A 20,526-nucleotide genomic window follows, 5' to 3' on the forward strand; every position below is an offset into this window, starting at 1 on the left:
TCGATCCGGTCGGGCGATCCCGACCCTGTCGAGCGCCTCCGATCCGGTTGAGTGACACCGATCCGGTCAGTCCATCCGATCCGATCAGGCGACCCCGACCCGCTCGCGGTACGTGCCGTACTCCGCTTCGAAGATCGCCATGATCTCGCCCATCGTGGCGTACGCCTTCACCGCGGCGACGATCGCCGGCATCACGTTCTCGTCGGCGTCGATCGCGTCGCGCAGGTCGTCGAGGGCCGACTCGACCGCGTCGTCGTCGCGCTCGAATTTTACGGATTCGAGGCGGTCGAGCTGCCGCTCGCGGGTCGTCTCGTCGACTCGGAGCAGGTCCGGCCGCGTGTCGTCGTCGATCCGATAGGCGTTGACGCCGACGACCGTCTCCTCACCCTCGTCAACGCGCTCCTGGTACTCGTAGGACGCCTGCTGGATCTCGCGGTGGAAGTACCCCTCCTCGATCCCGCGGAGAACGCCATCGCGGACGGAACCGTCACCCAACTCCCTGATCTCCTCGACGTACGCCGTCGCCGCCGCCTCGATTTCGTCGGTGAGCGCCTCGACCGCGTACGAGCCCCCGAGCGGGTCCACGATGTCGGCCGCGCCCGACTCGTCGGCGATGATCTGCTGGGTGCGGAGCGCGACCCGCACGGCTCGCTCGGAGGGGAGCGCCAGCGCCTCGTCGAAGGAGTTGGTGTGGAGGCTCTGGGTCCCGCCGAGCACGCCCGCCAGCGCCTGTATCGTGGTCCGCACGACGTTGTTGAGGGGCTGTTGGGCCGTCAGCGACTGACCCGCGGTCTGCGTGTGGAACTTCAGCCGCTTCGAGGCGTCCGCCTCGGCGTCGTACCACTCGTCCATGATCCGCGCGTACAGCCGGCGGGCGGCGCGGAACTTGGCGACCTCTTCGAAGATCGAGTTGTGCGAGTTGAAGAAAAACGAAAGCTGCGGGGCGAAGTCGTCGACGTCGAGGCCGCGGTCGAGACACGCCTCGACGTACGCGAAGCCGTCGGCGAGAGTGAAGGCAAGCTCTTGGGCCGCGGTCGAGCCCGCCTCGCGGATGTGGTACCCCGACACAGAGATGGGCTTGAACGTGGGGGTTTCGGTGACCGCGAACTCGATCGTGTCCGTCACCAGATCGAGGGAGGGTTCCGGCGGTATTACCCACTCCTTTTGGGCGATAAACTCTTTGAGCATGTCGTTCTGGAGGGTCCCGCGGAGTTCCTCACGAGGGACGCCCTGCCGGTCGGCGATGGCGACGTACATCGCGTAGATCACAGGCGCGCTCGGGTTGATCGTGAACGACGTGGACACCTCGCTCACGTCGATGCCGTCGAACAGCACCTCCATGTCCCGGAGCGTGTCGACGGCGACGCCCTCCTTGCCGACCTCGCCCAGTGACATCGGGTCGTCCGAATCGAGCCCCATCAGCGAGGGCATGTCGAAGGCCGTCGAGAGGCCGGTCTGCCCCTCGTCGATGAGGTAGTGAAACCGCTCGTTCGTCTCCTCGGCGGTACCGAAGCCCGCGAACTGCCGCATCGTCCACGTCCGGCCACGGTACATCGTCGGGTAGACGCCGCGCGTGTAGGGCTCCTCGCCGGGGAAGCCGAGATCCTCGACGTAGTCGAGTTCGTCGACGTCGGCGGGGGTGTACAACCGGTCGACCTCGTGGTTCGACACCGTCGCGAACCGGTCGCGCCGCTCTCCGCGTCGGTCGAGGGCCGGATCGAGCGTCTCCGCCTCCCACTCCGCGTGGGCCTCGCGGATCGCGGAGAGCTCGTCGTCGTCGTACATGCTCGAAACTACCCGCCGGCTGCGTATAAATATTCATTACAGTTCGTGCCGACGGCCAGCCGAGGATCGTCCCCCTCGAGGATCGACGTTACGGTTCTTCGACCGGTGGGTTCGACGCCTTCACTCCTCTTCGACCGGCGGGTCGACGCCTTCACTCCTCTTCGACCGGTGGGTTCGACGCCTCGGGCGAAACGCCGGTGTCGGCTGCCATCTCGGTGCCACCGTCCGGGGCGTTCTCCCGGGCACCGCCTCCGAACAGCCGTCCGAAGAGCCCGCGGTCGCTGCGTTTCTCGGCGAGCAGCACGGAACACTCGACGTCGTCGAGCACCTGCAACACGAGCGACCCGCGGACCAGCCGCGAGAGCAGCCCCTTCTCGGTCGCCCCGATGATCAGCATCGTGGCGTCCCGCGCGGCGCGGTCGATGGCCGCCTCCACGTCGCCGCTCTCGATCCGGAGCGTCGCGTCCGAGAGGTCGTGATCCGCGGCCCACTCCGAGAGGAACCGCCGTCCGGCCTCCTCGTCGTCGGCGACGTGAAGCAGGGTGACCTCGCCATCGAACTCGGCCTGGAGCATCTTGGCGACAGCTCCGGACAGGTCCGAGGCCGGGCCGCCGGCGGTCGGTACGAGGATCCGCGAGGGGTCGAACCCGCGGTCGCGGAACACGAGGAAGTCGGAGGGGAGCGAGTGCGCAAGCTCGTCGACCGCCGTCTCGGCGCGCCCCGGCGCTCCGTGAGAGTCCGCTCCCCACCCCATCACGGTGAGGTCAGCGCCGTACGTCCGAGCGGCGTCGAACACTTCCTCGAACACCCGGTGTGACAGGACGACGTGCGTCTCCACGTCGACGCCGAACGTCTCCGCGTCGTCGCGGGCGCGATCGAGCAGGTCGTGCGCCGCGGTGTGCGCGCCGCGGTCGCGGGCGGCCTCCAGCGACGTCTGGTCGGGGACGTTCGCGATGTTGACCGCGACGACCGTCCCGTCACGCTGCTTGGCGATGGCCGACGCGAGAGTGATCAGGTGTTCCTCGGTCGCGGGATTCGCGAGCGGTACCATCACCCGGTAATCGCCGCCACTCGGTTGAACCGACGTGGCCGCCGACACCGCGGACTCGGGAAGCTCGTCGGAGCGGTCGAGGACCCACGTCCCCAGCACCCCCCTCGACTCGACCTTTCCGCGGGCGTACACGAGGTACCAGATCGCGGCGAACACGACGAGACCGAACGACAGGAGGATGATCGTCGGATCGATGTAGGCGATCAGCGCGAACGACGACACCGCGCCGATGGCCGGCACGAACGGGTAGAAGGGGACCTCGAAGTCGGGGTCGTACCCCTCGACCTCCGACTCGCGCATCACGATAAGCGCGATATTGAGCAGTCCGTAGACGATGAGGTGAAGCACGGAGCCCATCGTCGATAGCGACTCGACACCGCCAGCGACGAGGAACACGAGGATGAGCGCGCCGGTGAGTCCGATCGACTTGTAGGGAGTTCCAAACCGCTCGTGGATCTCGTTGAGCGTCGGCGTAACGATCTTCTCGCGTCCCATCGCGAAGTTGATCCGTGACGAGGAGAGGATCGACGCGTTCGCGGAGGAGGCGGTCGCGAGCAGCCCGCCGATGAGGAGCATCCCCGCGCCGACGGCTCCCATCGAGTAGCCGAACACCTCGTAGTTCCCGAACAGCAGGCGGGCGGCGTCGACGACCGCGGTCTCGTTGTTCGCGACGAGATCGGTCGGGACCGCCGCGAGCAACACGACGAGGAACAGCGCGTACACGACCGTGACGATGACGACCGATCCAAGCACCGCGAGCGGGAGATTCCGACCGGGGTTCTTGATCTCCTCGGCCACTGACGTGATCTGCACGAATCCGAGATACGAGACGAAGATGATCCCCGTCACCGGGAGCACTTGGCTCGTCGTCCCCGGCGGTGCGATCGGCCGTAGCGACTCCATGTCCGCGTTCAACATCCCGACGACGGTGAAGACGGCGAGGATCCCGAGAAGCGACATGACGATGACGATCTGAAGCCCGCCGGTCTCCTTCGCGCCGAAGTAGTTGACAGCGATGAACAACAGGGCCCCGGCGAGCCCGATTACCTGCGCGGCCTCCAGCGTCACCGGCCCGAGCCCGACTGGACCCAGCCCGACGAGCGCGTTGACGTACTCGCCGAATCCGTACATGTAGAAGGCGGAGGCGAACGCGAGCCCGAGCCAGTTCGCCCAGCCCGCGATCGAGCCGAACAGAGGACCGAGCGCGCGGTTGACGTAGAAGTACGCCCCGCCGGACTTCGGCATCGCGGTGCCGAGTTCCGAGGCCGATAGCGCGGTGAACAGCGCGATGACGCCGCCAAGGACGAACGTCGCCGCGGCGAGCGGTCCCACACGAGCCACCGCAGTCCCGGGGAGGACGAAGATACCAGCGCCGATCATCGTCCCGATCCCGATCGTGAGCGCGGCGAGGGGACCGAGGTCCTTCGCGAGCTCCTCGTCGCTCATTCGCTCGATCCCTCGCGCGGGAGCGCGATGACCGGAACGGTCGCGTTCGTCACGAGCTTCACCGAGAGGTCGCCGGAGAGGAACTGCGTGAGTCTGTTCCCCTCCCGTGGTCGGTAGGCGACGGCGCTCGCGCCAACCTCGTCCACGGCGTCGAAGATCGCGCCGACGACGTCTCGGGCGTACGCGGTGTGGTCGGCGGCGTCGGGGAACACCGTCCGAACCGCGGCGTACGACTCAGTCGCGAGTTCCTCGGACTGCTCGACGGGCGTCTTGTCGGGGACGCCATCGCCCTTCTCGACGACGTGGAGCGCGGTCACTCGCTCCGGCCGATACGGTTCGAGCGCGCGCGCCGTTGCCAGCGCGTCGGTCTCGTTGGCGACCGGAAGAAGAACGTGGTCGAGCAGATCCCGTCCGTCGGTCTGGTCGGTGCTCGTCATACCGATCACTACTTCTCTCGGCAGTTAAGAAGATGTGTTCTCCACGCTCAACGGATCATCGACGGTTATAGCTCCTCTCAACGGGAGAGCGCTCGCTGTCTCTGTTCTTCAGTCAATTGTCACCGACTGTCTATCGCCGAGATAAACACCGCGAGCACCGGAACGATCTCCAACCGGCCGACCCACATCAAGAAGATCATCAGGAGCTTCGACGTGTCGGGGAAAAACAGGTAGCTCCCGAAGGGACCGAGACGTCCGAACCCCGGCCCGATGTTCCCGAGCGTCGCGAGCGACGCGCTGATCGACTCCACCACCGACAGCTGGATCCCGATCCGCGCCGTATCGAGCGCGATGAACACGGCCGAGAGCGCGAACAGAACGGCGTACAGGAGGGTGAACACCATGATACCACGGATCGCATCCTCGTCGACGACGCTCCCGCCCAACCGAACCGGCTTGACGACGTTGGGGTGCGCCGTGGTGAATAGCTCCCGGCGTATCGCTTTCACGACGATGAGCCATCGAACGATCTTGACCCCCCCGCCGGTCGAGCCGGCAGATCCGCCGATGAACATCGCGAACAGGAGAACGATCTGCGCGTGCGTCTCCCACTGCGCGAAGTCGGCGGTCGCGTACCCGGTGGAGTTCAGAAGCGATCCAATCTGGAACGCGGCTTGCCGAAGCGAGTTTTCGGGGACTCCCTGTGTCGCACCGCCGAGCTCGATCGCTGGAGCGGCACCACGGAACAGCAGCACCGCGAGAATCGCGGTGATGACGGCGAGCGCACCGGCGTAGGCCCGAAATTCGGCGTTCTCAAGCATGACATCGACCTCGCCACGCAAGACGTGCCAGAACAGCGCAAAATTGACGCCGGCGACGACCATGAACGGGATGATGATCCACTGTACCGCCGCTGAAAACGCGCCGATGCTATCCGCCTGCGGTGAGAACCCGCCGGTCGGGAGTGTGGTGAAACCGTGTGCGACCGCGTTGTACAGGTCCATGTTCGGCGCAGTGCCGAGGAGGTGCAGCCCGTACAGGAGCAGGACCAAAAGAACGGTAAACCCGAAGTAGATCAACCAGAGCGCCCGCGCCGTCTCCGCGATCTTCGGCGTGAGCTTCTGGAGCTCCGGCCCGGGTGCCTCGGACTCCATCAGCTGAGCGCCGTTGACGGCAACCTCGGGGAGGATAGCGATCATCAGGACGATGATCCCCATCCCGCCGAGCCACTGCGTGAGCTGACGCCACATCAGAAGCGCGTGGGAGTGTCGGTCGGTGCTGATCTCGCCGAGGACGGTCGCTCCGGTCGTCGTGAACCCGCTCATCGACTCGAAGAGAGCGTTGACGATCGACCCCGTGAGCGCGCTGACCGACCCGGTCTGGAGCCCGACCGTCGACGCTGTCCCGTATCCGGCGAGCATGTACGGGATGGTGCCGATGACCGCCGCCGCGAGCCACGCGAATGAGACGAAAAGCAGCGCCTCTCGGGGACCGAGATCCGGATCGGGATCGACGCGTTCGACGGCGAATCCGATCGCGGCGGTGAGGACCATAGAGACCAGGAAGACCCAGACATCCTCGCCGTACGCGACAGCGACGACCAGCGGAACGAGCATCGTGACGGCGAGGTACTTGATCCCGACGCCGAGGAGACCGACGCTTGCTTTCCAGTTGACGCCCCACGACATGATTGTTCGAACGATATGGGAGTAGCCTGTTCGCTGTATTAAACTGTCGAAGGGACGATTGCCGGTCGGCCGCCGCTAAACGCGCTTCCCTCCGTTCGACGCCCTCAGTAGGTCTCGTGTCGATTCGCCCTCAGGATGTCCAGAACGCCTTCGTGAACAGCACGAGCACGGGGATGATCTCGATCCGGCCGATCCACATCAGGACGATCATCACCACTCGCGTGCTCATCGAGAAGCTCGCGAACGTTCCGTAGGGGCCGGCGTCACCGAACGCGGGCCCGATGTTGAGGAACGTCGTCGCCGCCGCGCCGAGTGCCTCGAACTCGGTCACTCGGAGTCCGGTTCGCTCCGCGTCGACGACGATGACCACGGTGAGCAGAAAGAAGATGACGATGCTCAAGAGGAGGTACGCGTAGATGTCGCGGATCGCACCCTCGTCGATTGGTTTTCCCGATATCCGGACCGGCCGCACCGCTTCCGGGTGGATGGACGTGTAGAGGTTCCGCCGAAACGACTTCAGCGCGACCAGCCACCGCAGCGACTTGATTGAGCAGGTGGTCGACCCGACCATCCCGCCGACGAACATGCCCATGAACAGCATGTGCTTCGCCGCGGGTGCCCACGCCACGTAGTCGGTGCTGGCGTACCCGGTCGTCGTCACCATCGACGAGACGTTGAACACGGCGTGGCGGAGCGTCGCCTCGGCACCGAATGTGCTGCCGGGATCGAGGAGCAGCGCTCCGGCGACGATAGCAGCGAGAGTGGCCATCGCGCCGAGGTAGAAGTGAAACTCCTCGTTGCGAAGCAGCCGCATCGGCTCGCCGTTAATGAAGAAGTAGATGAGGACGAAGCTCGTCGATCCCACGATCATGAACGGGACGACCGCCCACTGGATGAGCGGGTGGAACGCGCCGACGCTCAAAGGCTCCGGCGAGAACCCGGCCGTCGAAACCGACGTGAACGCGTGTGCGACCGCGTTGTACAAGTCCATCTGCGGATCGACCGCCAGCCCGAGCAGGTAGTAGACGACGACCGCGAGCCCGGTGAGTCCAAAGTATATCCCCCAGATGAGCTGTGCGGTCCTGGATATCTTCGGTGTGAGCTTGTTGAGGTCCCGCGTCTGCGTCTCGGTCTCCATCAGCTGTGCCCCACCGACGCCGACCTCGGAGAGCACCGCAGTCGCGAGGATGAGAATGCCGAGACCTCCGAGCCACTGGATCACCTGCCGCCACATCATGACGGACCGAGAGTGGATCGAGAAATCCTCCAGCACGGTCGCTCCGGTGGTCGTCAGTCCGCTCATCGCCTCGAACATCGCGTTTACGGGGTGTGCGACCGTCCCGACGCCGGCGACGACGAAGGGGATCGCGCCGACAGCGGCGACGAGGAACCAGATCAACGCGACCGCGAGGAACGCCTCCCGCGGACCGAGGTTCTCCGCCGGGTCCTGTATCGATCGGAACGCGGCTCCGAGCGCGAGCGAGACCGCGATCGCCACGAGGAACGGGAGCGGCGACTCACCGTAGTAAAACGCTAGGAGCAGCGGGAACGCGAGCGGAACTGGGAGCGCGGTGAGGACATCACCGGTGAGGCCAACGCTCGCCCGCCAGCCGACTCGTATCCTCCATCCGGAGAACATCTCAGGCCATCGAGGCGATGTCGCTCACGGAGTCGGACTCCACGAGTAAGATCACGTGGTCACCGGCTTGGAGAACTGTGTCCCCCCGGGGGGTGACCAGTTTGTGATCGCGGGTGATCGCGCCGATGACGAACCGCACGTCGGTCCCGGCGACGATTTCCGAGATCGGACGGCCGGTGAGCCCGCATCCCTCGGTGAGTTCGAGTTCGAGGACCTCGGCCTGATCGTTTTCGAGCACCGCGATGTTCTCGGCGACGCTTTCGTACGTGAACCGAGTGATTTCCTCGGCGGTCACCGTGCGGGGGTTGATCGCGATGTCGATGCCGATCTCCTCGAAGACGGTCACGTAATCGGGGCTGTCGACGACGGCGATCACTCGATCGACTCCCAATCGCTTAGCGAGCACGGAGACGAGCAGATTCTTCTCGTCGGACCGGAGCGCGGTGACGAGAATGTCGGCGTCGTCGACGTGTTCCCGGGAGAGGAACTCGGTGTCGGTGGCGTCGTGCTCCATCACGACAGTGTTCGGGAGGTTCTCTGCGAGCCACCGCGCGTGGTCGGCGTCCCGCTCTATGAGCCGCGGCTTGAAGTCGCGCTCTTCGAGCAGCCGAGCGGTCTGGTACCCGATTTCGCTACCGCCGACGACGACGATCTCGTCGGCGTGATCTGGGGTCGTCTCCGGTGCAACGTCGGTCGCGAACGACTGGACGCTCTCCGGGCTCCCGATCACGACCGCGCGGTCCCCGACCGCGATGTCGGTGTCGCCGCGCGGGATGGTCATCTCCCCGTCGCGGAACAGGCCGACGAACGTGAGCGACTCGAAACGGTCGGCTTCCGAGACGGTCTGTCCGGCCACCGGGCTCCCATCGGCGATCTCGAACTCGGCCATCTGAACGAGCCCGCTGGCGAAGGGGTCGACGTCGATCGCCGCCGGCAACCCGATGACGCGGACGATATTCTCGGCGGTCAAGAGGTCCGTACACACCATGAAGTCGACGCCGAACGCTCCCTCGTTCCCCTGCCAGGTCCGGAGGTACTCCGTGCTCTTCACCCGGGCGATGGTGAACGCGTCGCCCATCGTCTTCGAGGTGCCGCAGGCGACGAGGTTCGTCTGGTCGTTGTCGGTACAGGCGATGACCATGTCCGCGCGGTCGACTTCGGCGGTCGACTGGATCTCGCTCGTCGTTCCGTCGCCGGCGATCGTGAGCACGTCGAGTTCGTACTTGAGCTGTTCCGCGCGGTCGGGGTCGACGTCCACGACGACGACTTCGTGGTCCGATGCGAGGCTCGCAGCGATGCTCGTTCCGACCTCGCCGGCCCCGATGATGACCACGTGCATGGACGCAACGAGTTTCCCGACCCTCAAGTTCGTTACTATCGATTGCGGGTCGAACAGCCGAATCGCACCCAGGGGTCGCTACTGCGCGCCGTCAAACGATGCCGGCTGCTCCCACGCGTCTCGGCCGGAGACGGTCCGCTGCGGGAAGGGGATCGTGATGTCCTCCTCGTCGAACCGCTCCTTGACGGCCTTCACGTAGTCCGCGCGCGCCTTCACGAAGTCGGCCCGCGAGGGGTCGTCGATCCAGATGCGGGACTGCAGGCCGACGTACGAGTCGGCGAGTTCCGTCAGCCGCACCGAGGGCGCGGGGTCGTCGAGGATGGCGTCGCTCCGCTCGGCCTCCTCAACGATGATGTCGGTCGCCGTCTCGACGTCGTCCCCGTAGTCGATCCCGAAGACGAACTTCAGCCGGAGCGTCTTCTTGGCGACGGGATTCTTCACGACGTCGCTCGTCAGGGTGTGGTTCGGTACTGTGAGCAGTTCGTTGTCGAAGGTACGCACGCGGGTGACCCGGAACGAGATGTCCTCGACGATCCCCGAGTTCCCCTGCCACTCGATCCAGTCGCCGATGCGGAACGGCTTGTCCGTGTAGATGAACACGCCCGCGACGAAGTTCTTGATCACGTCCTGGAGCGCGAGGCCGATTGCGAGCGTCGCCGCGGCGGCGATCGTCGCCAGCGACCGTAGGAACCCCTGGTATCCCGCCGCGCCGAACGCAACCGTGACGCCCGCGAACAGCACGAGGAACGTGACGATCTTCTGGAGCGGCCGTCGCGCGTGCTCGCCGAGCCCCTGCTTGTCGAACAGGCGTCCGACGAGTGGCGCGATGACCGCCTTATGAAGGGTGTACGCCGCCGCGACGACGGCGAGGAAGATCCCGGCGTCGACCGCGAGGCCGGTCGCCGGTCCCAGGTACGGCCGCACCGCGCCGGAAACCGCGACGGTTCCGAGCGCCCCCGCGGGGGCGGCCATCAGTGGAGCACCGCCGTATTTCCGCGCGTCTCGATCAGCTCCGCGTCGACGGCGTCCGCGAGCTCCGCCGCGAGTTCGTCGGTCGTGGTCCCGCCCCGGGCCGCCCGGAGGAACTTCACCTTCACGAGCTTGCGGTCGTCGAGCTGGTCGTCGAGTTCGTCGACGACCGAATCGATTCCGTGTTTCCCGACCCAGACGGTGACGTCGAGGTCGTGCGCCTCCTTGCGAAGCTGTTGGTCGCTCATACGCCGAGGAGTGGCCCGCGCGCATTGAAGCTTGAGGTTCGAGGGCGAGGCTGAGGCCTGCGAAGAGAGAACGATCCGCGGACAGACCGGGATCCGGACGGATCGGGATTTGAACGGATCGGGATCCGGACGGACCGGAATTCGTGCGGGACACCGACGATCAGCACCTATTTTTAGATTAGTCTAATCTTTTTCTTTGATCCGCTAGCTGAGGCAGGTGCGGTTGCGCCCGCGAGCCCGACGGCGATGAGCGCGACGGCGGCGGCGCAGACGAGAACAACGGTGCGGAACCAGCCGCTCCAGCTCATCTCGTGCCCCCGGTACCGAATCGGTCAGTCGCGGGGACGTCTCCGTCCGCCGCCCGCCCGCCCGCCGCGTCGAGTCGAGTCATACGGTCGCGTCGGGCGCTCGTGGCATAAGCGTGTTGAATGAACGTTCAATCAGGACAGCTAAATCCCTCGGCGCGGTACGTCGCCCATGCACGACCCGTTCGCGGAGCCGACCGACACCCGACAGGCCATCCTCGGGGCCGCGTTTCGTGCGCTCTGCGAACACGGGTACGCCGATCTCACGATCAGTCGGATCGGCGAGGAGTTCGACAAGAGCCCCTCGCTCGTCTACCACCACTACGACGGGAAAGACGACCTCCTAATAGACCTCCTTGAGTTCCTGCTCGACGGATTCGAGGAATCGATCTCGACAGGCGCGTTCGATCTCCCCCCGCGAGAGCGGCTCGACGTCTACGTCGCGGCGACGATCGATCCGACCGCCGTCGACGCCTCCGAGCGGGCACCGGACGCGCAGTTCGTGATCGCGATCGTCGAACTCAGAGCGCAGGCCGCCACCGACGACGCCTATCGGGACCACTTCGACCGCAGCGATCGCGTGTTCGGCTCGTTCCTGAAGCGAACGGTCCGGGAGGCGGCGGCCGATATCGATGCGACCGCTCGCGACGTCCAGGGCGGCGACTCGGTACCTCCGATGGAGGTGGTTTCGACGCTTCAGACGCTGGCGATCGGCGGGATGTTGCGCTGGGCGACGACGACCGATCGCGACTGGACCGGCGCGACGCGGAGCGGCGTTCACCGGTATCTGGAAACGGTGCTTCCGCGGATCGACGTCGAAGGGTGAGAAAGGACTCGCGAAGGGGGATGAAACGGGACTCGCGACGGGATCTACGGGTCTACCTCAGCGGTCGGTGACGCCCTCCGCGTCCATGCGGGTGACCTCCTCTTCGAGCCACTCCCGCAGCCACTTCACGCGCTTTATTCGCTGGTGGGCGATGCTCTCGGCGCTGTCGGAGACGACGCGATCGGTGTGATCGTGCGCCCGCTGGAGCACCCGGTCGACCATTTTCGCGGCGTCCATGTGCGTCCGGGATTCGTAGCCCATCCGGAGCAGCATCAGGACCGCACCGTTCGCACCAACCTTGTCGAGCACGTCGGCTTCGATCAGACACCGGCTCTCCAGGGGGACGTCCGCGAGATCGCCCGTGTACGAGTGGTCGACGATCGCGCCGCACACCTCCTCGATGAACGATTCGGGGTAGTTTCCGCGGCTCTGGAGGTACTCCCGGGCGACGCGGGCACCGGCCTCGGCGTGGACGTCCTGTTCGGCCTCCAGCTTCGCGACGTCGTGGAACACCGCGGCGACCCGGACGACGTCGACGTCTGCGCCCTCTGCTTCGGCAATCTCCGAGGCGAGGTCGACGACGTTGAGGATGTGATTGAACCGGTACGACGACGAGTGCCACGGATACCACCGCATCCGTCCGCCGTCGTCCTCGCTCTCGACGCTGGCCGAGAGGTAATCTCTCACAAACCCTTTCATCTCCGCGAAGTCCTCGTCGCTCACCTCCGTTTCCTTAATCTCGACGCCCACGGGGACCACCTCGGACGAAAAACTCGTAATTCATTATCCTACCCGAGGAGCGTTTCGTTCTTAGTCGTTACGACGGGGGGATCACGCTCGATCGTCGGCCGGATCTCGGGCCGAAAACGGCGTGTGAATTGAACGACACCCCCCACGAGTGTCAATCGAACTGTAGCTCCACGACGTTCTCGCTCACGTGGAGGTACGTGATGGGATTCTGTCCGGCACCGCCGGTGACCGTGATCTCTCGACCCAGCAACGACTCGTCGTGCTCGATGGCGAATGCGTTACTTTGGGTGGTCAGGCTGTTGAACACGAAGCCACCGCTGAGGGCCACGTTTCCACCGAGTTCCGTGTCCGAGTTCGGCGCGTACACGACCGCGTCAATCTCGATCGTGCCGTCGGTCTCTTCGAGGAATCCGTCCCGGACGTAGAACTGGTTTCTGTACGACTCGGTTTCCGCGTTTGTCGTTCCGACGACGGCGTTCCCGTTTGCGAGTACCGACCCGTTGACGTAGTATTTCACAGAATTTTCGCTGGAGTCGTTCACCTGCAGATCGCTGTTGCCGATGTCGAGGTCACCGTTGACGACGATGGTGACATTCCCGCCGCTCGTGTCGAAGTCGGTGTCTCCTTCGAGGTCGACGTCATCGGGCGCGTAGTACGTCCCGTTCTCGCACGGCGACCCGTTAAGGCAGTCGCTGAGGTTGCCGCCCGACTCGCCGACGCTCTCCACGTTGGAGTCAATAAGCGACTCGACGCCGGGATGGCTCTCCCCCTCGGAGTAATCCGACTCGTCGAGCCCGCTCCCGCCGCCGTCGTGCGTGTAGCCTCCGGAGCCGAGAGAGATCGGCCGCTCGAACGTGACATCGTCCGGCACCACGAGCCGGGCGGTCGTCGTCCGATTCGCGTCGTCTTTGGTCACCGAGCCGTCGGCGCGCTGGCTGAAGAAGTCGTACCAGCCCTCGTAGTACTCGCTCTGGATCTCGACGACGACAGTTCCGTTCTGCAGCGGGTTGTCCGTCACGTTGACGGCGTCGGGATCGCCGGGGGACCGACGGACAATCCCGTTCCCGCTCCGGGGATACCGTTCCTCGCCGGTCAGCCGTACGATCGGGAACGTGAGCGTTGTCCCGCGGTAGTGGTACTCCGGCGGCGAGATCATCCGCCCGTGGCCGCCGTCGCTCGCCCAGACGCCGCCTCCCTGCAGCGCGACCGTGCGATGCTCGCCGACGTACTCCAGCGTGCCGAACGATCCGTTGTAGACGCTGTCCGTCTCGTTTTCCGTCTCGATCCGAACCTCCACGCGCCCGGCGTTCTCGTCGAGCCTGAGCTCCCCGCCGTCGACGGAGCCGAGATCGAACCGTCGCGCGTCCGCCTCTCCGAGCGCGACGAGGCTCCCCTGCGAACTGAGCTGCGACATCCCGTTTTCGACGCCCGAGGACTGCGCCTCGTCGGTAACCAGACCGAGCGCCACGCTCCCCGTCGCGACCGTGACGGTCACGGCCGCGATCGTGATTCCCAGGAGGAGCACGACCCCGATCACCTCGCTCTGGCCGCGCTCTCCGGAATTCATGCGGAGGGATACTCCGTCAGCGTATTTAAAATACGACCGCCAGTAATCAGCGTTGATACGCCGAGACCGCGACGTGACGGGAGAGACGCAGGGGGACGAGATCTCTCCCCGTCGTTCATGAGCGCCAGTCGTGGCACCCGAGAACTGGTGTGTCCGTAGGGGTCGGTTATCAAAAAGCCGTGGACGGCGTGGTGAACGCCGCGAAATCCCACCCGCTCGCTTATAAGTGGTTGCGGCTGGCGATTCCGACGTGATGACCACCTCCAAAGCCCCAGTCGCTCGTTTATATATCGTTGCTGGCGCGGTGAGCATTTCCAAAGCCCCAGTCGCGACGACTCGCGCGACTCGCTGCGCTCCTCACTCAGTCGCTGACGCTCCTTCGCTGCGGTGCTTACTTCGTCGAGCTTCGCCCTCACGACTGCCTCTTTGAGTCCCACCCCGCACCGCACCGCAACCGCACCTCACGCCTCCCCAGCCTTGCGGCTCACTCCGTTCGCCGCGTCCCTCGTGCGGGCGGTTCGCGGCCCTCCGGGCCGCTCACCGGCGCACGCCAGCCGTAATCATTTATAAATAATCGGTGTCGCCGTTGCGGTCGGTCACACAACTCCGTCGCCTGCCGTCCACGAGGTTCTTAAGCGCGGCCGTCGACGACCCGCACGTATGTGGCACCCGTGGGGTGACGGCGATAAGGCGCGATTCCGACGAGCCGCGGGGATGAACGTCCTCGGCAACGCCGTGAAGATCCTCGTCGAGGGCGCTGCCGGGCTCACGTTCGGGAGCGTGGCGCTGGTCGCTGACGCCGCACACTCCGTCGCCGACCTCGTCGCCAGCGCGGTGGTGTTCGTCTGGGGCGGTTCGCGGTACGACGACGCCGACGAGACCCACCCGCACGGTCACCAGCGAATCGAGCCCCTGACGGCGCTGTTCGTCGGGGCCACGATCGTCCTACTCGGGCTTCTCTTGCTCCGCGAGTCAGTCGCCGGCCTGATCGGCCCGCACGACGTCGCCGCGAGCCCGATTCTCGTCGTCGCGCTGCTGTTCGCGGTGGCCGACATGTACCTCCTTTACTGGTACACGGAGCTGGTGAACGCGGACCTCGGGTCCACGGCGCTGACCGCGCTCGCGGCCGACTGCCTCAACGACATCTACACCACGATCGCGGCGCTGGTCGGAGTGTTCGGCGTGCTGCTCGGATTCCCCGTCCTCGATCCGGTCGCAGGCGCGCTCGTGAGCCTCCTCGTCGTCTACCAGGGCGTCGAGATCGCCCGTGAGAACGTCACGTACCTGGTCGGAGCCGCGCCGCCGGCCGGCGACCGCGAGCGCGTCACCGAGGCGCTCCGCGATCACCCCGCCGTCGAGGGGGTTCACGATCTGACGGTGTACTACGACGGGACGGATCTCGAAGTCGAAGTTCACGTCGAAGTCGACGGCGGGATGACGCTCCGAGACGCCCACGACATCGAGACGGAACTCGTCACCGGGCTCCGAAGCCTCGATGACGTCGGCGACGTCCACGTCCACCTCGACCCGTCCGGAGTCGGCGAGTGGAAGGAGGCCGAGGAGGCGTTCGATCGGTAATGTGCGGTCCCCTCAACGGGTTCAACGCAGGCGGGAGCGACTTCGCTTTCTGACCGGACGTATCCGTCGGCGTCGACAGTTCGGCCGGACTTATACGTCGGCGTCGACAACGGGGCGTCATGACCCACGATCACGCGACGGGTGAACACCGATGACGGCACAGTCGCTACACCCCCGCGTTCAGGTCGTTTGGATCCTCCGTTCGGTCCTCGCCGCGGCGCTGTTGACGGCTCCGTTCGCGGGCGGGGCCTACTTCGAGTACCTCCCCGTGTGGACGCCGATCGTGGCCGGCACCGCCTTCGTGGCGCTCGGGGCGGGCCACGCACTCTTAAAGTACCGGCGGTGGAGCTACGAGATCCGTGAGGACGCGCTGTACCTCGACCGGGGCGTGATCACCCAGGTTCGGACGACGGTGCCGCTGGTGCGGATCCAGCACGTCGACTCCCGGCGCGGCCCCGTCGAGCGGACCGTCGGCCTCGCGTCCTGCGTCGTCTACACCGCCGGCTCCCGCGGGGCCGACGTTCGAATCCCGGGGCTCACGCCCGACGGTGCGAGCGACCTACGCGAGGAGCTGAAACGGCTCGCTATCCGCGCGGACGGGGAGGACGCGGTGTGAAGTTAGCCCCGCAGTCGGTCCCGTACCGGGCGCTTCAGAAGGTGTCGGGGTTCGTGGTGATCCTCCTGTTCCTCGCCAACAGCAACGACTGGGGGCTGCCCGCGGCCGTCGGGCTCTCCGGCGCGCTGCTCCTCGCAGCACTCGCGTACGAAACGGCGTACTACCGCCGGTTCGACTACCAGCTCACGGCCGACACGCTCGATATCGCCTCCGGCGTGATCTCCCGGCGCGAGCGCGAGATTCCCTACGGCCGGATCCAGAACGTCGACGTGAGCCAGAGCGTTATTCAGCGGGCGATCGGCGTCGCCGCGGTCGACCTCGAAACGGCCGGCGGCTCCAGCACCGAAGGGTCGATCCGGTTCGTCACGCCCGACGAGGCGACGAGGCTCCAGCGCGAACTTCAGCGACGAAAGTCGAAGGCGTCGGGTGCTGGCGGCGATGCGTCGAACGGCGCGTCGAACGGCGTATCTGACGCGAGAGCGAGAGCGAGAACCGGTTCGAGACCGGAAACGATCGAGGATGACGCCGGACCCGACCCGGCCGGTCCGGCGGAAGAGGAGCTGTTCGCGATCTCGCCGGGCGAGCTCGCTCTGGTCGGCGCGCTGTCGTTCGACGGGCGGCTCATCGGTCTGCTCGCTTTCTTGGGATCCGGATCGTTCCCCGTCCTCTCAAGTTTCGTCCCGGAGGCGTCGGCGGCGGCGATCACTGCGACGGCTATCGTCGCCGTCGGGGGCCTGTTCCTCGTGTCGTGGGCCGTCGGCGCGGGGATTGCCTTCTCGAACTACTACGGATTCACGCTCTCCCGCGCCGGAGACGAACTGCGCTACGATCGAGGGCTGTTCCGCCGGTACAGCGGGTCGATTCCCACCGAGAAGGTACAGACGCTGACGATCTCCGATAATCCCGCGAAGCGGGCGCTCGGGTATGCGAGTCTCTCGATCGAGACTGCCGGCTACGCTCCCGGGCAGGGCGGCGATCAGGGGAGCCAAGCGGCCGTCCCGATCGCGACGACCGATCGCGTCTACCGGCTCGCACGCGAGGTCGAATCGTTCGGAACGCCGACGTTCGAACGCCCCCCGAAGCGGATCCGGTGGCGGTACCTGTTCCGCTACGCGCTCGTCGTCGGCCTACTGGTCGCCGTCGCGTTCGCGGTCGATCGATACCTCGCGTCCGTGCCGTGGTACGGTCCCCTCGCGCTGCTGCTCGCGGTGCCCCCGGCCGCGCACCTGAAGTGGAAACACCGCGGGTACTGGGTCGGCGAGGACCACCTCCTCACCCGGAACGGCTTCTGGAGTCGCACGGTGACCGTGGTCCCGTACTATCGGATCCAGAACGTCATCGACAGCCGCACCATTTTCCAGCGTCGCTGGGGCGTGGCGACGATCGTCGCTGACACCGCCGGAAGCGGCTCGCTCACCAGTAGCGCCGCCGCAGCGGTCGACTTTGAGGTCGACGAGGCGATCGACCTGCGTGAGACGCTCCGAGAGCGGCTCCACGACGCCGTCACGGAGCGTCGGAGCCGCAGGAGCGCATTCGAGTGGTTCGAGGGGGACACGGCGGCGCTCGACGCCGACGTGACCGACCGAGCCGACGCGACCGATGGAACCGACACCACCACACCGGACGAACCGGACGCCCAGGACGAACCGGACGCGCAGGACGACGGCGTGATCCGGCCCGACTTCTCGGCCGGCGAGCGCGACTACTCCGAACCGGCCGAGCGCGTCGACACGGGCGAGTACGCCGTCGATAGGTACCCATCCGACGCCGACGTGGCGAACCGGTGCCAGCGCGACGACTCGGACACCGAAGCCGCCGCCGAGAACGGTGATGGAACCGACGATTCCGGTACCGAAACGGATGCCGACGGCAGCGACGCCTGACATTCAGGGTGTCAGACTGGTCGATCGTGGCCTACTCGTCAAGCAGCCGCTGGGCGATCGTGTTTCGAAGCACCTCACTCGTCCCCTCGTAAATCTCGTTCAGCTTCGCGTCGCGATAGAACCGCTCCGCTGGGAAATCCTTCGTGTAGCCGTAGCCGCCGTGGATCTGGATCCCCTCGTTGGCGACCTCTCGAGAGATCTCGGAGGCGTACAGCTTCGCCTGCGCGGCCTCCTTGATGAAGTCCTCATCGCGCATCTTCAGATCGGCCGCCTCGTGCATCAGCAGCGCCGCAGCCCGGACCTTCGTGTCCATGTCCGCGAGCTTGTGCTGGATCGCCTGGAAGTCGGCGATGGGGCGGTCGAACTGCTCGCGCTCCTGTGCGTACGCCTTCGCCTCGTCGAGGGCGGCCCGCGCGATTCCGACCGACCGTGCAGCGATGGTGATCCGCCCACCGTTCAGCGTCTTTAACGCCTGCACGAACCCATCTCCCTCCTCGCCCAGTAGGCGTTCCTCGGGGATCCACATGTCGTCGAACCGAAGCTCGGCCGTGGGACATCCCTTGTCGCCGAGCTTGTCCTCCGTCCCCTCCACGACGAACCCGTCGTCAGCTTCGGGACGGACGACGAACGCGGAGATCCCATTCCGGCCCGCGTCGGGGTCGGTCTTCGCGAACAGCGTGACGGTGTCCGCGACGGAGCCGTTCGAGATCCACAGCTTCCCGCCGTTGACGACGTAGCCGTCGCCGTCGCGCTCCGCGGTCGTCGACATCGCGGGCACGTCCGAGCCGGCCTGCGCCTCCGAGAGTGCAAACGCCCCGATGTCCTCGCCGGTGTTCAGCGGCGTGAGGTACCGCTCCTTCTGGTCCTCGTCGCCGAAGGCGTACAGCATGTTGCCGGCGAGGGAGGTGTGAGCGGCGACGACGGTTCCGAGGCCGCCGGATCCGCGCGAGATCTCCGCCAGCCCGATCGCGTAGCCGTGGTAATCGAGATCGGCTCCGCCGTACTCGACGGGAAACGGCATCCCCATGAGTCCGAGGTCAGCCATTTCGTCGACCAAGTCGGCCGGAAACTCGTCGGTCTCGTCGATCTCCGCGGCCCGGGGAACGACCTCCTCGTCGACGAAATCGGCGACCGTGTCGCGGATCTGACGCTGCTCCTCCGAGAGCGTGAAGTCCATGTCGGATCGCTTCCCGCAGTGGAACTTAGCCGTTTCCACACGGTTGTACACGGATCCGGGCTCACCGGTGCGCCGTTGCCCGGTTGGCACCGTTGCGGCGTTCCACGAGGCTTTTTATGCGTTGTGCCGTAAGTGTCCATAACCGAATGAGCGGACGAGCACGCGGTCCCATCGAACCCGACCTCTCGTGGTGTCACGAGGCGGTGCAGGGCGTTTCCCGGACGTTCGCGTTGACCGTCGACGTGTTAGAGGAACCCATGGCGTCGCAGATCTGCGTGGGATACCTCCTCTGTCGGGTCGCCGACACCGTCGAGGACGCCGGGCACATCCCTCCAGCGGCCCAGAGCGACGTACTACGGACGTACCGGCGAGCGATCGACCCCGACGACGACGTCGATATCGCGGCGTTCCGCGACGCGGTCGACGAGTGGCTCCCCGAGCCGACGGACCGCGACGACGACTGGGAAGTCGTCGCCGAGGCACCGACGATCGTTGCGACGTTCGAGGACTTAGATCCCGATGCCCGCGAGGCGATCGTTCCCCCCGTCCTGGAGATGGTCGACGGGATGGCGATGTTCGTCGACCGGCACGCCACCGAGGGCGGGCTGCGGATCGACGACCGGGACGAGTTGGAGCAGTACTGCTACTACGCAGCCGGCACCGTCGGGAACCTCATCACGAACCTTCTCACCCGCGGCGACGTGACGGAGGACCGCGCGAAGCGGCTCCGCGACACCGCAGAGGAGTTCGGACTTCTCCTCCAGCTCGTGAATGTCTCGAAGGACGTGTACGACGACTACACCGAGGAAAACAACGTCTACCTCCCCGCCGAGTGGCTCGACGATGAGGGCGTCGACCAGGAACGAGTCGTCCACCCGGAAAACCGCGAATCGTCCGCCCGCGTCGTCGGACGGACCGCCGAGTACGCCCGATCGTTCCTCGACGACGCGCAGGCGTACCTCGAAACGATGCCGCTCTCGAACGGGAACACGATGGAGGCGTGGACCGTCCCCTACCTGTTGGCCGTGGGCACCCTCCGCGAGCTCCGCTCGCGGCCCGAGGACGCACTCACGGAGACGGGAGTGAAGGTCTCCCGTCAGGAGGTGTTTGCGGTGATGTCCGTCGCCGGCGAGGCGGGTCGCGATTCACTCGCGGAGCTCCGACAGACGATTGCCCGCACGCCGTTCCACCGCGCAGTCGGGGCCGCCGACTGACGGGGACG

16 protein-coding genes are annotated in these 20,526 nt (G+C 66.0%); 5 read left to right on the plus strand and 11 right to left on the minus strand.

What is annotated here, in order from left to right:
- Window positions 1-84: 84 nt before the first annotated feature.
- From ACFQEY_RS11480 to ACFQEY_RS11515, 8 genes are all read right to left on the minus strand, one after another.
- Entirely contained in the window at window positions 85-1,785 is a 1,701-nt protein-coding gene (locus ACFQEY_RS11480) for an acyl-CoA mutase large subunit family protein (RefSeq protein ID WP_379768623.1), read from the minus strand.
- Between the two features lie 151 nt (window positions 1,786-1,936).
- The gene (locus ACFQEY_RS11485; RefSeq protein WP_379768625.1) at window positions 1,937-4,282 is read right to left on the minus strand and encodes an amino acid permease; all 2,346 of its coding nucleotides are present in this window, start codon (window positions 4,280-4,282) and stop codon (window positions 1,937-1,939) included.
- Window positions 4,279-4,719, minus strand: coding sequence for a universal stress protein (locus ACFQEY_RS11490; RefSeq protein ID WP_379768627.1), 441 nt, complete (start codon window positions 4,717-4,719; stop codon window positions 4,279-4,281). The genes ACFQEY_RS11485 and ACFQEY_RS11490 overlap by 4 nt, the downstream gene beginning before the upstream one ends.
- A 119-nt stretch (window positions 4,720-4,838) precedes the next feature.
- The gene (locus ACFQEY_RS11495) at window positions 4,839-6,407 is read right to left on the minus strand and encodes a TrkH family potassium uptake protein (RefSeq protein WP_379768629.1); all 1,569 of its coding nucleotides are present in this window, start codon (window positions 6,405-6,407) and stop codon (window positions 4,839-4,841) included.
- 130 nt (window positions 6,408-6,537) lie between these two features.
- Window positions 6,538-8,046, minus strand: coding sequence for a TrkH family potassium uptake protein (locus ACFQEY_RS11500; protein ID WP_379768631.1), 1,509 nt, complete (start codon window positions 8,044-8,046; stop codon window positions 6,538-6,540).
- A 1-nt stretch (window position 8,047) separates the two neighbouring features.
- A complete protein-coding gene (trkA, locus tag ACFQEY_RS11505; protein WP_379768633.1) occupies window positions 8,048-9,385 on the minus strand; it encodes a Trk system potassium transporter TrkA in 1,338 nt (445 codons plus the stop codon).
- 78 nt (window positions 9,386-9,463) lie between these two features.
- Window positions 9,464-10,357 carry a mechanosensitive ion channel family protein gene (locus tag ACFQEY_RS11510; RefSeq protein WP_379768635.1) on the minus strand — a complete coding sequence of 298 codons (894 nt, stop codon included), beginning with the start codon at window positions 10,355-10,357 and terminating at the stop codon, window positions 9,464-9,466.
- Window positions 10,357-10,602, minus strand: coding sequence for a YhbY family RNA-binding protein (locus ACFQEY_RS11515; RefSeq protein WP_379768637.1), 246 nt, complete (start codon window positions 10,600-10,602; stop codon window positions 10,357-10,359). Before ACFQEY_RS11515 ends, ACFQEY_RS11510 begins: the two co-directional genes overlap by 1 nt.
- 477 nt (window positions 10,603-11,079) lie before the next feature.
- Here ACFQEY_RS11515 and ACFQEY_RS11520 point away from each other — a divergent pair, with 477 nt between their 5' ends.
- A complete protein-coding gene (locus ACFQEY_RS11520) occupies window positions 11,080-11,733 on the plus strand; it encodes a TetR/AcrR family transcriptional regulator (protein ID WP_379768639.1) in 654 nt (217 codons plus the stop codon).
- A gap of 57 nt (window positions 11,734-11,790) precedes the next feature.
- Here ACFQEY_RS11520 and ACFQEY_RS11525 read toward each other — a convergent pair whose 3' ends face one another.
- On the minus strand, window positions 11,791-12,492 hold the full coding sequence (locus ACFQEY_RS11525) for an HD domain-containing protein (protein ID WP_379768641.1): 702 nt from the start codon (window positions 12,490-12,492) through the stop codon (window positions 11,791-11,793).
- A gap of 142 nt (window positions 12,493-12,634) precedes the next feature.
- Window positions 12,635-14,050 carry a DUF7289 family protein gene (locus ACFQEY_RS11530; protein WP_379768643.1) on the minus strand — a complete coding sequence of 472 codons (1,416 nt, stop codon included), beginning with the start codon at window positions 14,048-14,050 and terminating at the stop codon, window positions 12,635-12,637.
- 660 nt (window positions 14,051-14,710) lie between these two features.
- Here ACFQEY_RS11530 and ACFQEY_RS11535 point away from each other — a divergent pair.
- From ACFQEY_RS11535 to ACFQEY_RS11545, 3 genes are all read left to right on the plus strand, one after another.
- Window positions 14,711-15,628 (plus strand): cation diffusion facilitator family transporter, encoded by a 918-nt coding sequence (locus ACFQEY_RS11535; RefSeq protein WP_379768645.1) that lies wholly within the window; start codon window positions 14,711-14,713, stop codon window positions 15,626-15,628.
- A gap of 151 nt (window positions 15,629-15,779) precedes the next feature.
- On the plus strand, window positions 15,780-16,244 hold the full coding sequence (locus ACFQEY_RS11540; protein WP_379768647.1) for a PH domain-containing protein: 465 nt from the start codon (window positions 15,780-15,782) through the stop codon (window positions 16,242-16,244).
- Window positions 16,241-18,127: a PH domain-containing protein gene (locus ACFQEY_RS11545; protein ID WP_379768649.1), complete on the plus strand. Its 1,887-nt coding sequence runs from the start codon at window positions 16,241-16,243 to the stop codon at window positions 18,125-18,127. Before ACFQEY_RS11540 ends, ACFQEY_RS11545 begins: the two co-directional genes overlap by 4 nt.
- 31 nt (window positions 18,128-18,158) lie before the next feature.
- On the opposite strand, the gene ACFQEY_RS11550 is transcribed toward ACFQEY_RS11545, so the two are convergent.
- On the minus strand, window positions 18,159-19,304 hold the full coding sequence (locus ACFQEY_RS11550; RefSeq protein WP_379768651.1) for an acyl-CoA dehydrogenase: 1,146 nt from the start codon (window positions 19,302-19,304) through the stop codon (window positions 18,159-18,161).
- A gap of 146 nt (window positions 19,305-19,450) precedes the next feature.
- On the opposite strand from ACFQEY_RS11550, the gene ACFQEY_RS11555 reads away from it, so the two are divergent.
- Window positions 19,451-20,518 carry a phytoene/squalene synthase family protein gene (locus tag ACFQEY_RS11555; protein ID WP_379768653.1) on the plus strand — a complete coding sequence of 356 codons (1,068 nt, stop codon included), beginning with the start codon at window positions 19,451-19,453 and terminating at the stop codon, window positions 20,516-20,518.
- Window positions 20,519-20,526 lie beyond the last annotated feature (8 nt).

It is taken from the genome of Halorubrum trueperi, from assembly GCF_042662525.1.
Classification (GTDB): domain Archaea; phylum Halobacteriota; class Halobacteria; order Halobacteriales; family Haloferacaceae; genus Halorubrum; species Halorubrum trueperi.

Excerpts from the sequence above, each read along its gene's own strand:
- ACFQEY_RS11495 (WP_379768629.1), bottom strand. The coding sequence starts at position 6,407 with ATGTCGTGGGGCGTCAACTGGAAAGCAAGCGTCGGTCTCCTCGGCGTC.
- ACFQEY_RS11530 (WP_379768643.1), bottom strand. The coding sequence starts at position 14,050 with ATGAATTCCGGAGAGCGCGGCCAGAGCGAGGTGATCGGGGTCGTGCTC.
- ACFQEY_RS11515 (WP_379768637.1), bottom strand. The coding sequence starts at position 10,602 with ATGAGCGACCAACAGCTTCGCAAGGAGGCGCACGACCTCGACGTCACC.
- ACFQEY_RS11485 (WP_379768625.1), bottom strand. The coding sequence starts at position 4,282 with ATGAGCGACGAGGAGCTCGCGAAGGACCTCGGTCCCCTCGCCGCGCTC.
- trkA (WP_379768633.1), bottom strand. The coding sequence starts at position 9,385 with ATGCACGTGGTCATCATCGGGGCCGGCGAGGTCGGAACGAGCATCGCT.
- ACFQEY_RS11500 (WP_379768631.1), bottom strand. The coding sequence starts at position 8,046 with ATGTTCTCCGGATGGAGGATACGAGTCGGCTGGCGGGCGAGCGTTGGC.
- ACFQEY_RS11550 (WP_379768651.1), bottom strand. The coding sequence starts at position 19,304 with ATGGACTTCACGCTCTCGGAGGAGCAGCGTCAGATCCGCGACACGGTC.
- ACFQEY_RS11540 (WP_379768647.1), top strand. The coding sequence starts at position 15,780 with ATGACGGCACAGTCGCTACACCCCCGCGTTCAGGTCGTTTGGATCCTC.
- ACFQEY_RS11480 (WP_379768623.1), bottom strand. The coding sequence starts at position 1,785 with ATGTACGACGACGACGAGCTCTCCGCGATCCGCGAGGCCCACGCGGAG.
- ACFQEY_RS11535 (WP_379768645.1), top strand. The coding sequence starts at position 14,711 with ATGTGGCACCCGTGGGGTGACGGCGATAAGGCGCGATTCCGACGAGCC.
- ACFQEY_RS11510 (WP_379768635.1), bottom strand. The coding sequence starts at position 10,357 with ATGGCCGCCCCCGCGGGGGCGCTCGGAACCGTCGCGGTTTCCGGCGCG.
- ACFQEY_RS11520 (WP_379768639.1), top strand. The coding sequence starts at position 11,080 with ATGCACGACCCGTTCGCGGAGCCGACCGACACCCGACAGGCCATCCTC.
- ACFQEY_RS11490 (WP_379768627.1), bottom strand. The coding sequence starts at position 4,719 with ATGACGAGCACCGACCAGACCGACGGACGGGATCTGCTCGACCACGTT.
- ACFQEY_RS11555 (WP_379768653.1), top strand. The coding sequence starts at position 19,451 with ATGAGCGGACGAGCACGCGGTCCCATCGAACCCGACCTCTCGTGGTGT.